Annotated in this window: 11 protein-coding genes; 7 read left to right on the top strand and 4 right to left on the bottom strand. The window is 64.8% G+C overall.

Annotation, left to right across the window (positions count from 1 at the left end; all coding sequences use genetic code 11):
- Positions 1 to 7: 7 nt before the first annotated feature.
- Positions 8 to 346 carry a P-II family nitrogen regulator gene (locus VIM61_11550; protein ID HEY8901036.1) on the bottom strand — a complete coding sequence of 113 codons (339 nt, stop codon included), beginning with the start codon at positions 344 to 346 and terminating at the stop codon, positions 8 to 10.
- A gap of 101 nt (positions 347 to 447) precedes the next feature.
- On the opposite strand from VIM61_11550, the gene VIM61_11545 reads away from it, so the two are divergent.
- From VIM61_11545 to VIM61_11535, 3 genes are all read left to right on the top strand, one after another.
- Positions 448 to 1011, top strand: a complete 564-nt coding sequence (locus VIM61_11545) for a DUF2062 domain-containing protein (GenBank protein ID HEY8901035.1) — start codon at positions 448 to 450, stop codon at positions 1009 to 1011.
- Between the two features lie 62 nt (positions 1012 to 1073).
- The gene (locus VIM61_11540) at positions 1074 to 1850 is read left to right on the top strand and encodes an enoyl-ACP reductase (protein HEY8901034.1); all 777 of its coding nucleotides are present in this window, start codon (positions 1074 to 1076) and stop codon (positions 1848 to 1850) included.
- Entirely contained in the window at positions 1847 to 3226 is a 1380-nt protein-coding gene (locus VIM61_11535; protein ID HEY8901033.1) for an FAD-linked oxidase C-terminal domain-containing protein, read from the top strand. Before VIM61_11540 ends, VIM61_11535 begins: the two co-directional genes overlap by 4 nt.
- Here the strand turns inward: VIM61_11535 and VIM61_11530 are convergent.
- Complete coding sequence (locus VIM61_11530; GenBank protein HEY8901032.1) at positions 3223 to 4887, bottom strand: EAL domain-containing protein; 1665 nt, start codon at positions 4885 to 4887, stop codon at positions 3223 to 3225. The genes VIM61_11535 and VIM61_11530 overlap by 4 nt on opposite strands.
- A 60-nt stretch (positions 4888 to 4947) precedes the next feature.
- Between VIM61_11530 and VIM61_11525 the strand changes: the two genes are divergently transcribed.
- Positions 4948 to 6279, top strand: coding sequence for an efflux RND transporter periplasmic adaptor subunit (locus VIM61_11525; GenBank protein HEY8901031.1), 1332 nt, complete (start codon positions 4948 to 4950; stop codon positions 6277 to 6279).
- A 21-nt stretch (positions 6280 to 6300) separates the two neighbouring features.
- Entirely contained in the window at positions 6301 to 9468 is a 3168-nt protein-coding gene (locus tag VIM61_11520; GenBank protein HEY8901030.1) for a multidrug efflux RND transporter permease subunit, read from the top strand.
- 5 nt (positions 9469 to 9473) lie between these two features.
- On the opposite strand, the gene VIM61_11515 is transcribed toward VIM61_11520, so the two are convergent.
- Entirely contained in the window at positions 9474 to 10286 is an 813-nt protein-coding gene (locus VIM61_11515; GenBank protein HEY8901029.1) for a M48 family metallopeptidase, read from the bottom strand.
- 114 nt (positions 10287 to 10400) lie between these two features.
- On the opposite strand from VIM61_11515, the gene VIM61_11510 reads away from it, so the two are divergent.
- Complete coding sequence (locus VIM61_11510; protein HEY8901028.1) at positions 10401 to 10688, top strand: hypothetical protein; 288 nt, start codon at positions 10401 to 10403, stop codon at positions 10686 to 10688.
- 1 nt (position 10689) lies between these two features.
- Here VIM61_11510 and VIM61_11505 read toward each other — a convergent pair whose 3' ends face one another.
- Positions 10690 to 11781, bottom strand: a complete 1092-nt coding sequence (locus VIM61_11505; GenBank protein HEY8901027.1) for a serine hydrolase domain-containing protein — start codon at positions 11779 to 11781, stop codon at positions 10690 to 10692.
- Between the two features lie 120 nt (positions 11782 to 11901).
- On the opposite strand from VIM61_11505, the gene VIM61_11500 reads away from it, so the two are divergent.
- Complete coding sequence (locus VIM61_11500; GenBank protein ID HEY8901026.1) at positions 11902 to 12888, top strand: aromatic ring-hydroxylating dioxygenase subunit alpha; 987 nt, start codon at positions 11902 to 11904, stop codon at positions 12886 to 12888.
- Positions 12889 to 13005 lie beyond the last annotated feature (117 nt).

Raw genomic sequence — 13005 nt, 5'->3', positions numbered from 1 at the left:
GGCCGGCCTAGATGGCGTTCTCGTTCGTTTCGTCGGTGCGAATGCGGATCGCGCTTTCGATGGGCAGAACGAAAATCTTGCCGTCGCCGATCTTGCCGGTCTTGGCGGATTTGGAAATCGCGGCGACTGCTTTTTCGACTGCCGTGTCAAGAACGACGATTTCAAATTTCACCTTGGGAAGGAAATCGACGGTGTATTCGCTGCCGCGATAGATCTCGGTGTGGCCCTTCTGACGACCGAATCCCTTGACTTCGCTGACGGTCATCCCTTCGATGCCGACCTCCGCGAGCGCTTCCTTCACGTCTTCCATCTTGAAAGGTTTAATGATCGCCTCGATTTTCTTCATAAGTTGTAATGCGGTCTGGGTGCTTGATTCCGTCCCCGGGAGTAAGCAAGCCACGGAGGAGTTTGTAAATTGAAATCGTTTTTTGCCGTCACGCCCCGCCTATGAAGCCGATCCACTGGCGCCGTTCGTGGGCGGGCAAATACCTTCGGCATGTTCCTCGCATCAAACACCTGCGCGGCACGTTCCTGCACCGCACGCTCGGCGATCGTTTTTTCGACCCGCGACTGTGGCGATGGGACCGCCACGGCACCGCGCTCGGGCTGGCCATCGGCGCATTTTTCTCCGTGCTGCCGTTTCCGTTGCAGAGCATTCCGGCGGCTTTCGGAGCGGTGCTGGCCCGGGTGAACGTCCCGGCGGCGCTCGTCGGCTGCTGGATTACCAATCCGTTTACCTTTGCGTTTTTCATCTATGCGCAGCTGAAACTCGGCTCTCTTCTGCTCGGAAAGCCGTCGCTGGCGCAGCAGATGAACGACCTCATGCAGCGGCTCACTTTCTGGGAGTTGGTCAAGCAGGCGCCCGGCATCTGGGGCGTGCTGATGCTCGGGGGGATCGCCCTTGGCCTCATTCTGGCGGTCGTCTGTTATTTCGTGGTCGCGCTTGGCTTCGACGTGTCGCTGCGCCTGCTCTCGCGCTCGCGGGCGGCGAGGAATCCGGCCCGGCAATAGCGGCAGTCGGTCGGATTTTTTCGTGACAACCTCGGCGGGCGCGAGGGAATCTGCGCCGACGTATGAGTGACAAACCTCTCGCAGGAAAAACCGGCGTCGTGTTCGGCGTGGCAAACAAACGCAGCATCGCCTGGGCCATCGCCAAAGCCTGGCACAATGCCGGCGCCAAACTGATTTTCAACTACCAGGGCGAACGCCTGAAGGAAAACGTCGAGGAACTCGTCGGTGAGTTCGGCGCCGACACGCTGCTGCTGCCGTGCGACGTGACGAGCGATGCCGAGATCGACGGATTCTTCGCGAAGGTGAAGGAAACGACGCCGAAGCTCGACCTGCTCCTGCACTCGGTGGCGTTCGCCCCGAAGGAGGCGCTCGAGGGAGATTTCGTGGCCACGACGCGCGAAGCCTTCCGCATCGCGCACGACATTTCCGCCTACTCGCTCGTCGCGCTGTCGCGCGCCGCGGCGCCGTTCATGACCGATGGCGGCAGCATTGTCGCGATGTCGTATTACGGCGCGGTGAAGGTCGTCCCGCACTACAACGTGATGGGCGTGGCGAAGGCTTCGCTGGAAGCCAGCACGCGCTATCTCGCCGCCGATCTCGGCGTGAAGAAGATCCGGGTGAATTGCATCAGCGCCGGTCCGGTGCAGACGCTCGCCGCTCGCGGCATCTCGGGCTTCACCGCCATGATCAAGCATTACGAGGCGCACGCGCCCCTCGGTCGCAGCTGCACGACGGATGAACTCGGCCACACCGGCGTGTTCCTCGCGAGCGACGGCGCCAGCGGCATCACCGGCCAGGTGCTCTACGTCGACGGCGGCTACGAGATCATGGGCATGTGAAGACGCTGCCCGCGATCACGCGTCAATTGCGCGACCGACTCGGCGCGGAGGCGGTGCTCACCGACCCCGCGGATCTGGAGGCGGTCGCGGGGGACAAATGGTTCGCCGCCCGCCGGCCCGACATCGCCGTCTTCCCCGGTTCGACCGGGGAAGTCAGTGCGGTGCTCGAGCTGGCCTATGCGGCGGGCATTCCCGTCACCACGCGCGGCGCGGGCTACGGCTACGTCGGCGGCTGCGTGCCGCAGTCCGGCGGCATCGTGCTCAGCACGAAGCGCCTGAACAAAATTCTCGAAATCAACGAGCGGGATTTCGTGGCGCGCGTGCAGCCCGGGGTGCTCACGGGCGACCTGCAGGCGAGAGCTCGCAAGAAGAAGCTCCTGTATCCGCCCGATCCCGCGAGCCTCAAGGATTGCAGTCTCGGCGGAAACATCGCCACGAACGCCGGCGGTCCGCGCTGCCTGAAATACGGCGTCACGCGCAACTACGTGCTGGGTCTCGAGGTTGTTCTTGCGGACGGCACGGTCGTGAAAACCGGCGGCCGCACGCACAAGAACAAGACTGGCTTCGATCTCGTCGGAATTTTTGTTGGTTCGGAAGGTCTGCTTGGCGTCGTGACCGAGGCGACGCTGCGCCTGCTGCCGCATCCGCCGGCCCGGGCGGCGTTGTCCGCGGGTTTTCCCTCGATGCGCAAGGCTGCGGCCGCGGTGCAGGCCGTGTTTCGCAGTGGTTACCTCCCTGCTGCCGTCGAGGTGGCCGATCGGTTCACGCTCGAGGCGGGCCGTCGCGCCATGCCCGGCGCGGATATCCCGCCCGGCGACGCCCACGTGCTCATCGAACTCGACGGCCAGGCGGCCAGCGTGCGCGGCGAGACGAAGGCGCTCGTGACCCTGCTGCGCGAGGCCGGGGCGACGCGGGTGGATCGCGCGCTGGATGACGAATCCTGCGACCGGCTGTGGCTGCTGCGGCGGAGTTTTTCGAATTCGCTGCGTGCGACGGGCCTCACGAAACTCAATGAGGATATCGTCGTGCCGCGTGGCCGGCTCGTCGATCTCGTGGAGTTCGCCCGGAAGCTCGAGCGCCAGTCGGGATTCCCTGTGGCGTGCTTTGGCCACGCTGGCGATGGCAATATCCACGTGAACGTGATGGCCGCGGACTACGAAGACGCCGTCGTCCGGGAGAAGGTGGAACGCGTGCTCGACCAGCTATTTGCCAAAGTGCTGGAGTGGGGTGGCGCCATCACCGGCGAGCACGGCATCGGTCTCGCGAAGCTGCGGTGGTGGGAGGAGGCGCTCTCGTCCGAGAATCGCGCCCTGCATGCGACGATCAAGCGAGCCCTCGATCCGAAGGGGTTGCTGAATCCCGGGAAGTTCGTTTAGGCGACCGGCCGGGCGGAAGCGACGGCTTCGGGCGTCGTGGGAATCCGGGTGGTGCGACCGGGTGATGCGTGGTTTCGCTCGCGGACGAATTTCAGGAAATCGTCGATCGGCATGGGACGACCGAAGTGCCAGCCCTGTGCGAGCTTTACGCCCTGCGCTTTCAGGTAGTCCGCCTGGAAGCCTTCCTCGACGCCCTCGGCGATGATCTCCATGCCGAGCGAGTGCCCGATCCGGATGATCTGATCGACAAGGCCGGAACTCTCGGTGGCGCTCGAGATGCCGTCGACGAAGGCCTTGTCGACCTTGAGGTAATCGAGCGGAAAACGCTGGAGGTAGCTCAGGCTGGAATAGCCGGTGCCGAAGTCGTCGACCGCCAGCCTGGCCCCCGTCGCGCCGAGGCCGGCCATCACGGTGCGCGCGACGGAATCCTTGTCGGAGACCAGCCCGCGCTCGGTGATTTCGAAGATGATCTGGCCCGGCGGAATATCGGCCTTCGTAATTTCCGCCACGCGGTCGAGGATGCGCGTGGTCACGAAATGCTGGTGGGCGAGGTTCACGCCGATATGGAGCGAGGGATCCTCGCGCAGGGTCGGACCAAGGGAGACGGCGATCTTTTCGAGGAGGGTATCCGTCATGGGAACGATGAGATCGGTGCGTTCGGCAATCGCGATGAACTCTCCCGCGGGAATCAATCCGCGGCGCCGATGCGGCCAGCGCATGAGCGCCTCCGCCCCGACGCAGCGGCCGGTCTCGAGATCGATGATTGGCTGATAGTGGACGTCGATCTCCCGGTAACGCACGGCTTCGCGCAGATCGGCCTCGAGTGTGCGAGTCCGCCTCGCAAGGCGGATGATGAGTCCGGACAGCAATGCCGAGACCGCGAGCCCGGTGAGGCCGAAGATGACGGCGCTGCGAGTCCATTTCGCCAGGACGGTTGCGTTGCTGGCCACGGTGATGGTGTGGATCGGGTATTTTGTGGAGTGTTTGACCATCACGAGACGGCCGTCGAGCCACTGCAGCCGGTCGTCGATTGTGAGGTTGATCTTCGCGGGCAGGGAGATGTGGTCTTCGCCGAAATCAGTGAGCGGGCTTTCTCCCCGGAAGCGGATGAACTCCCGGCAATCGAACTGGCGGGCGTAATAATCGAAAAATTCGCTGAAGAGGGCGGGATCGACGATGCCTTCGACGGCCATGCCGTTCGTGAAGGTGTAGAGCACGACGAGGGACTTCGAGGGAAACCCCCGATCGACGAGCGGGCGCACGGCGACCTCGCCGGGAGCGGGCAGGGTGAGCGACTCCTTCGGGTCGGGGATGCGGACCGGTCGCGGGTAAAGGGTCTGGTTGTTGCAGAGGAGTTCCCCCGCGGTGCGAATGCCGATCGATTGGATGTAACGGTCGAGGAAGACGGCCTGGCGCAGTTTGTCGACGGAGCTTTGGTCGATCTGCCTGTGAATGAGGCTCGGCACCTTCCGCAACGTGCCGGCGACGGTATCGAGCACGGTCTCGGTGCGCACGAGCGTGCCGGTGCCGACGAAGTCGAGCTGGTGTTCCACATCCGCCACGCTCTGTCGATAGGCGTATCCCAGAAAGAGGAGGGGCGGGAGGATGCCGGCCAGAACGGCGAGCACGTAAAGAAGACGAATGGCGGTCTGGTTCCGCATCAGCCCGAAGTAGTAGGCAGGTTTTTCTCCAGAGAAAATAGAAAACAGGAAGTTTTGGGGATGCCGGGAACGGCTGGCGACGTTTTTCCATCGCCGAGCGGGACGACGCTTGGTATGTCGCTCGTCGTGAAATTCCGAGTGCCCTCGCGCGAGATTTTTTTCCACCGCTCGACGCGGTCCCTTCCTGCACTCATCCCCGCGACCGCGGGACTGATTGCCCTGCTGACCGGTTGTGAACAGCAGAAGCCGCCCGCGCCGCCACCTCCCGCCGTCCAGGTGCTCACCGTCCAACCGGAGGACGTGCCCGTTTTTGAAACATGGGTCGCCACGGTCACGGCCGACGTGAATGCCGACATTCGCGCGCAGGTTTCCGGTTACCTCCAGTCGCAGAATTACCGCAACGGCGCCTGGGTGAAGGCCGGCGACGTGCTCTTCCAGATCGACCCGCGTCCTTTCCAGGCCCAGCTCGATCAGGCAAAAGGCAGTCTGGCCCAGGCCCAGGCGCAGCTCACCGCGAGCGAGCTGAACTACAAGCGCTCCGCCGAGCTCTACGAAAAGAAGGTCATCAGCCAGCAGCAATATGACGACCAGACGCAGCAGTATCAGGGCGCGGTAGCCGCGGAGAAGGCCGCGCAGGCCTCGGTCGAGCAGGCCCAGCTCAACCTCGTCTTCACGCGCATCACCGCGCCGGTGGATGGCTTTGCAAGCATCGCGACCGCGCAGGTCGGCGATCTCGTGAGTCCCTCGAGCGGCACGCTCGCGACCGTGGTGAAGACCGATCCGATCAAGGTCCAGTTCATGGTGCCGGAGCAGGATTACGTGCGCTTCATCAGCCAGTATTTCGACGATCCGAGCCAGTCGCCCGTCGGCACGAACCGCGCTCCCAACATCCCGCTCTCGCTGCAACTCGCCGGCGGCGTGAATTATCCCCAAAAGGGCGCGGTGACCGCAATCAACAACATCGTTGGCCAGAACACCGGCTCCATCTCCGTCGAGGGCCAGTTTCCGAATCCCGGCCGGCTCCTGCGACCGGGCCAGTTCGGCCTCGTGACCGCGACCACGCACAAGGACAAGGGCGCCTACCTCGTGCCGCAGCGTGCGGTGATCAATCTGCAAGGGCTCACGCTGCTCGCTCTGGTGGGCGAGGGGAACAAGGTAGACGTCGTCAATGTCGAACTCGGTCCCACGCTGGGCAGTGACCAGGTCGTGCTGAAGGGATTGAACCCCGGCGACAAGGTCGTCGTCGAAGGCGTCCAGAAGGCCAAACAGGGCGCAGTGGTGAATCCCTCTCCCTACACGCCGACTCCGCAGGAAAAAGCCGCGGAAGCCGAGGCGGCGCCCATGCCATCCCCTTCCGCATCTCCCACCGCCAGCCCCACGGCGAAACCCTGACGATCGCGACGCACCAATCTCATGTCGCGCTTCTTCATCAACCGCCCGATCGTCGCGATGGTCATCGCCATCCTGATGGTCATTCTGGGCGTCGTCTGCATTCTCGAGCTACCCATCGCGCAGTTCCCGAACATCGTTCCGCCGCAAATCCAGGTCTCGACGACCTACGTCGGCGCCGACGCGCTCACGGTCGAGTCCTCCGTCGCCACGCCGATCGAGCAGCAGGTCAACGGCACCGAAGGCATGGAATACATGTATTCGGTCAATGCCAACAACGGCTCCATGACGTTGAACGGCATCTTCGGCATCAACACGGTGCCGACGACCGACCAGATCCTCATGCAGATGCGGCAGAACCAGGCCTCGGCCCAGCTGCCCAGCTCCGTGCGCAACTACGGCGTCACGGTCAACCAGGCCTCGGCCTCGCCGCTGATCGTGCTCTCGCTCTACTCGCCGACCGGCAAATACGACGCGAGCTTCATCGCGAACTACGCGAACATCAACATCTCCAACGAGCTCGCCCGCATCGGCGGCGTCGGCCTCGTGAACGTCTACGGCGCCGGCGAATACGCGATGCGCTTCTGGGTGCGCCCCGACGTGCTCGCCCAGCTCGACATCACCGTCAACGAAGTGCTGAACGCCGTGCAGGCGCAGAACAACGTGAACCCCGCTGGCCAGATCGGCGGCCAGCCCGTGCCGGACGGCCAGGAATTCACCTACTCCGTCATCGCGAAGGGCCGTCTCGTCAGCGAGAAGGAATTCGGCGACATCGTCATCCGCGCGCAGCCCGACGGCACGATCATCCGCCTCAGGGACGTCGCCCGGATCAAGCTCGGTGAGCAGTTCTACAACATCCAGGGCCGCTTCCAGGGCCAGCCGGCGGCGATCATCGTCATCAGCCAGCAGATCGGCACAAACGCGCTCACCTGCGTCGCCGGTGTGAAGGCGAAGATGGACGAACTCCAGAAACGCTTCCCCGACGGCCTCAAATACGAGGTCTCGCTCGACACGACGCTCGCCGTCACCGCGGGCATGGAGGAAATCGTCAAGACGCTCGTCGAGGCGCTCATCCTCGTCATCATCGTCGTCTTCGTCTTCCTCCAGGGCTGGCGCGCGACGTTGATCCCGCTCCTCGCCGTGCCGGTCGCGCTCATCGGCACGTTCGCCCTCTTTCCGCTCTTCGGCTTCTCGATCAACACGCTCTCGCTCTTCGGCCTCGTGCTCGCGATCGGTCTCGTCGTCGACGACGCCATCGTCGTGGTGGAAGCCGTCGAGCACCACATCGAGCAGGGGCTCTCGCCGAAGGACGCTGCGCTGCTCGCCATGGAGCAGGTGTCGTCACCGGTCATCGCCATCGCCCTCATTCTCACGGCGGTGTTCGTGCCCACGATCTTCATCCCCGGCATCACCGGCCAGCTCTACCAGCAGTTCTCCATCACGATCGCCGTCTCCGTCATTCTCTCGGCCTTCAACGCGCTCACGCTCAGCCCCGCGCTGGCGGCGCTGCTGCTGAAGCCGAAAAAGGAGACCCGCGGCCCGCTTGGTGCGTTCTTCCGCTGGTTCAACCGCGTGTTTGGCCGTGCGACGGATGGCTACGTCGGCGTGTGCGGTGCGCTCATCCGCAAGTCCGGCATCGCGCTCATTCTCCTCGCCGCACTGGCCGTCGGTGGCGTCTTCCTGGGCGGGAAACTCCCCACGAGCTTCGTTCCGGAAGAAGATCAGGGTTACGTCTTTGCGCTCATCCAGCTCCCGCAGGCGTCCTCCCTGCAGCGCACGTCCGACATGGCGCGGCAGGTCGAGAAAATCGTCGAGGCCCAGCCCGGCGTGAAATACTGCACGACCGTTGTCGGCCTGAACCTCCTCAGCCAGGTGCAGATGACCTACAGCTCGTTCTTCTTCATCGCCCTCGATGACTGGAGCGAGCGAAAGACCCACGCCACGCAGGTCCCGCAAATCCTCCGCAGCATCAACCAGAAGCTCGCCCAGCTTCCCGGCTGTATCGGCTTCGCGTTTCCTCCGCCCGCCATTCCCGGCATCGGCACCGCCGGCGGCATCACGTTCATTCTCGAGGACCGCTCCGGCGGCACCGTCGAATTCCTCGCCGAGAACACGAACAAGTTCATGGCGGCGGTCGCAAAGCGGCCCGAGTTCGCGAACGTCAACACCCAGCTCCTGCCCGCCGTGCCGCAGCTCGGCGTGAACGTGAACATCGAGAAGGCGCTCAAGCAGGGCGTGTCGATCACCGACGTCTATCAGACGCTCCAAGCCTTTCTTGGCGGCGTCTTCATCAACTACTTCAACCGCTTCGGCCTTCAGTGGCAGGTCTATCTCGCGGCGGACGGCGAGTTCCGCACCGAGATCCAGCAGATGAGCCTGTTCTTCGTCCGCAATGACAAGGGCGAGCCCGTTCCGCTGTCATCGCTCGTCGACTACAGCCCGCGGAACGGCCCCGAGTTCACGATGCGCTACAACATGTATCGCAGTGCGATGATCAATGCCTCCACCGCGCCCGGCGTGAGCAGCGGCCAGGGCATGGCGGCGCTCGAGCAGGTCTTCAAGGAGACGATGCCGCCCGAGATGGGCTTCGACTACTATGGCATGAGCTACCAGGAACAGCAGGCCGCCGAGGGCGTGTCGCCGAACGTGATTTTCGGCCTCTCGCTGCTCTTCGTGTTTCTCATCCTCGCCGCGCAGTATGAGAGCTGGTCGCTGCCGTTCAGCGTGCTGCTCGGCGTGCCCATCGCCGTGTTCGGTGCGTTCCTCGCGCTCACCCTCCGTCGCTACCAGAGTGGATTTTACGCGAACGACGTCTATGCGCAGATCGGTCTCGTGATGCTCATCGGCCTCAGCGCGAAGAACGCGATTCTCATCGTGGAGTTCGCGAAGGACGAATTCGAGAAGGGCAAGGGCCTTGTCGAGGCCGCGCTCGCCGGGGCGAAACTCCGCCTCCGCCCGATTCTCATGACGGCCTTTGCGTTCATCCTCGGCTGCGTGCCGCTGTGGACCGCGACCGGCTCCGGCGCGGTGAGCCGCCGCATCCTCGGCACGGCCGTGATCGGCGGCATGCTCGCGGCGACGCTGCTTGCGATCTTCCTGATCCCGGTGACGTTCTACGTCGTCGAGAAATGGAGCGGCGGCGAGAAGAAGCGGTCCGTCGAGCCGGCCCCGGAGGCCCCGCCCGCGGTGTAGTCCGGTTATCGCTCCACGGAGGCGCCCTCGTATTCCGCAAGCGCCTTCGGGAGCGCCGCCTTCAGTCGCTCGATGCGCGTGCCGCTCGACGGATGCGTGGAGAGAAACTCCGGCGGCTGGCCCTTGTTCGCCGCGGCCATCCGCTGCCAGAAGGCGATGGCCTCGCGCGGATCGTAGCCGGCCCGCGCCATGTAGAGCAGCCCGAGCTCGTCGGCCTCGCTCTCGTGGGCGCGGCCGAATGGCAGAATCGCGCCGTATTTCGCCCCGGCGCCGAGGGCGGCCATCACGGCGCGTTGCTGGTTGTAATCCATGTCCGAGATCGACAAAGCGGCGCCGCTCAGGAGCGTCTGCGTGAGATTTTCGCGGAGCACGCGCTGGCCGCCGTGGCGCAGGGTCGCGTGCGCCATTTCATGGCCCATCACCGCCGCAAGGCCGGCGTCGGTCTGGGTGATCGGCAGAATTCCGGTATAGACCACGATCTTGCCGCCCGGCAGACAGAAGGCGTTCTTTTGCGGGCTCTGCACGAGGCTTTCGGCCCACTGGAAGCCTCGTGAATCCGCCCCGGTGGCGCTGGCCAGGCGTTCGGCGACGCGGCGCACCTGTTCCGCCTGCGGACCGCTCTTCACGACGCGTTCCTCCGAGAGGACCTCCCGGTAGGCCTGCAGGCCGAGGCGATCCTCCTGCTCACGGCTGAGCGCCACGCGTGCGGCCTTGCCGGTGAGGGGATTCGTGAATTTCTCCGCCGAGAGGTATTGGAAGAGAACGAACAGCCCCGCGGCGAAGAGGGGCAGAAGACGAAGCAGCGTGCGGCTTTTCATGGCGGGCTAATCCGGGATCGAGTGAGCGGGGTTCGTCGCGCGTTTCGGCCCGAGCGGCGTTTCGTCTTGTCCGGACGAAAGGTCTGGCTGATTTTCGCGCCCGGCTGATTATTCATGAACGCGCTCCTGAAAGCTGTCCGAAAAACAGGCCCCGCGCTCCGGATCGCCGCCGCCATTCTCGGCCTTGCGGTCGCCGGTTTCATGTTCAATTACACCACGGGAGGGATCGGACACGGAAAGATGTATCTCGGCCCGCAGACCCGGCACGGGATCATCATCTACCGCGGCGAAAATGCGCCGGCTTTCGTGGCCGCTACCGTTTTCAACTACGCGTTTGCCACGATGGTGCTGGCCGTCTCGGTGCGGCAGTTGATCCGGTCGGCGAGTCGGCGGAGAGGCTAGGTCACCGCGCTTCGGCGATTCGTCGGACGAGGTTCATTGCCACGTCCTGGGTCGGCAGGCTGCCGCGGTTGGCGAGGATGGCGACGCCAATGCCGAGTTCGCGATTGAAGGCGACGCGACTGGAGAATCCCGGCAGGTTGCCGCCCTTTTGAATGATCCACGTCGGTTTGCCCCGGATTTCCTCCGGCAGCCAGGTCCACGCGAGGGCCTGGAAGCGCGTGTCGTTGACGAAAAGAAAGCCGGTGTTTGTCGCGATGGTCATGCCGCGGGTGATGGCCGAGGAAACCCCGCGGCGCTCGCCGAGCTCCGCGGCGAGGAAATGGCCGAGGTCGTAGGTGGTGGAGGTGATGCCATCGGCGCCGGCCATCACGTCGACGGGCCAGCGGAGCGCGGCTCGTCCGTCGGGCGTTTCGCCAATGGCGAGGCGCCGCTCCTGCCGGGCGTTGAGCCAGATGCTGGTGTCGCGCATTCCGAGCGGGCGGAAAAGATTGCGGTCGAGCCGACTTTCGAAGGTTTTCAGGCGGAAATGGCCGAGGCAGAGGCCGAGGAAGCCGACGCTGGCGTCGCTGTAGACGCGGGCGGCGGGCACGGTTGCGTGCGGCTGCAGCCGGCTGACGAAACGGAGGAAATCGTCGGTCGAGTAGTTCTCGAGGCCCCATTCCGACGAGGGGACACGATCGAGCGCGGCCGGAAGGTTCGGGAAGCCGGCCGTGTAGGTGGCGAGCATTTCGAGCGTCGCCGGGCGGAGGCGGGAGCGGAGCGGCCGGTGAAACAGGGCGGCCACGCGCTCGTCGAGAGACTTCGAGCCGCGGGCGACGTCGATACCGAGGAGCGTGGTGGTGAAGACCTTGCTGACCGATGCCGTCTCGAAGATCGTGGTGTTCGTGAGAGGAAGGCCGGGGCGGTCGCTGCTGCCGGAGTTCTCGTAAAACGTGTGGCCATGAACGACGGCGACGAGCGAGACGCCGGGCGCGCCGTCGTGTCGCAACTCGCGGGCGGCGTCTTGCAGAAGCGATTTCACCGACGCGTGCGCCGGGGGCGATAGGGCGAATACAGCGAGGGGCAGACCGGAGAGGAGCGCGCGAATTCGCATGGCGGATGCGGGACGATAGGCCGCGCGGGGCGGTTGTCCAGCGGCGGCTCGACAAGGGGGCGCCCGGTGCGCTGTCCTTGGACGGCGGGCGCCGCTCCTGCGGCTCCGTCTGACCTCTCGATGAAATCCGAAATCTCTCTCGATCCCGTCGTGCGCGCGGCCTGGCATCCGGTGGCCGTTTCGCGCGACCTTGGCCCGGGAGAGGTGCGGGCGGTTTCGCTGGCCGGGGAGGACGTTGTTCTCTGGCGAGGGGAGGATGGAGTGCACGCGTGGCAGGATCTCTGCATCCATCGCGGGGTGAAGCTCTCGCTCGGCCGGGTGGTGGATGGCTGCGCGCTCCGCTGCGCCTATCACGGCTGGACCTACGACGAGACGGGCCGGTGCACGTATCTGCCGGCGCATCCGACTCTCAACCCTCCGGCGCGGGCGCGTGCGCAGACGTTTGCCAGCGCGGAGCGCGGGGGATTGGTCTGGGTGTCGCTGGACGGGGCGCCGGAACCTCCGCCGATGCTGGCCGAATGCGCCGACGCGAGCTTTCGCGCAATCCCGTGCGGTCCCTTCGTCGCGCCGGCCGGCGTGCCGCGATTGATCGAGAATTTTCTCGATGTCGCGCATCTGCCGATCGTTCACGAGGGTTCGCTGGGCGTGGGGAGCCAGGCCGCAATCGAGCCGTATGAGGTCGAATGGATCGACGGCCGCCCGGTCGCGCGCGACATTCGTCTTTTCCAGCCGAATCCCGAGGGGCTCGGCCGCGCGGGACACGTGGCCTACGAATACGGCGTGCTCTCGCCGTTCGCCGTCTATCTCCGCAAGCGCATGCCCGACGGTCGCTGCTTTGCGCTGCTGTTTGCCGCGGCGCCCGTCTCGGAGATCGAGAGCGTCGCGTATTTTACGATCCTGGTGAACTACGGCGATCCCGCTGCGGATGCGGAACTGGCTGCGTTTCAGGACCGGATCTTTGCGGAGGATCTGCCCATCGTCGCCTCCCAGCGGCCGGAGCGGCTGCCACTCGATCTCGCGGAGGAGCTCCACCTGCCGTCGGATCGCATGGCCATCGCGTATCGGCAATACATTCGCCGGGTCGGGCTAACCTTCGGCACGGCGTGAGCGGCCTCAGGTATCTTTCTTCCGGTAGAAGAGCAGGCGAGGCTCGCCGCCGTCGGAATAGAGCGAGGCGACGTCGGCGAGATGCATCAGGAGCCAGGGCTGGCCGAAGCTCTGGCC

The organism is Chthoniobacterales bacterium (assembly GCA_036569045.1).
Taxonomy (GTDB): domain Bacteria; phylum Verrucomicrobiota; class Verrucomicrobiia; order Chthoniobacterales; family JAATET01; genus JAATET01.
This window is presented reverse-complemented; position numbering and strand designations above follow the sequence as displayed.

Bases quoted from the DNA above. Each gene is read 5' to 3' on its own strand.
- VIM61_11510 (HEY8901028.1), top strand. From the start codon at position 10,401: ATGAACGCGCTCCTGAAAGCTGTCCGAAAAACAGGCCCCGCGCTCCGG.
- VIM61_11520 (HEY8901030.1), top strand. From the start codon at position 6,301: ATGTCGCGCTTCTTCATCAACCGCCCGATCGTCGCGATGGTCATCGCC.
- VIM61_11525 (HEY8901031.1), top strand. From the start codon at position 4,948: ATGCCGGGAACGGCTGGCGACGTTTTTCCATCGCCGAGCGGGACGACG.
- VIM61_11505 (HEY8901027.1), bottom strand. From the start codon at position 11,781: ATGCGAATTCGCGCGCTCCTCTCCGGTCTGCCCCTCGCTGTATTCGCC.
- VIM61_11500 (HEY8901026.1), top strand. From the start codon at position 11,902: ATGAAATCCGAAATCTCTCTCGATCCCGTCGTGCGCGCGGCCTGGCAT.
- VIM61_11515 (HEY8901029.1), bottom strand. From the start codon at position 10,286: ATGAAAAGCCGCACGCTGCTTCGTCTTCTGCCCCTCTTCGCCGCGGGG.
- VIM61_11540 (HEY8901034.1), top strand. From the start codon at position 1,074: ATGAGTGACAAACCTCTCGCAGGAAAAACCGGCGTCGTGTTCGGCGTG.
- VIM61_11530 (HEY8901032.1), bottom strand. From the start codon at position 4,887: ATGCGGAACCAGACCGCCATTCGTCTTCTTTACGTGCTCGCCGTTCTG.
- VIM61_11545 (HEY8901035.1), top strand. From the start codon at position 448: ATGAAGCCGATCCACTGGCGCCGTTCGTGGGCGGGCAAATACCTTCGG.
- VIM61_11550 (HEY8901036.1), bottom strand. From the start codon at position 346: ATGAAGAAAATCGAGGCGATCATTAAACCTTTCAAGATGGAAGACGTG.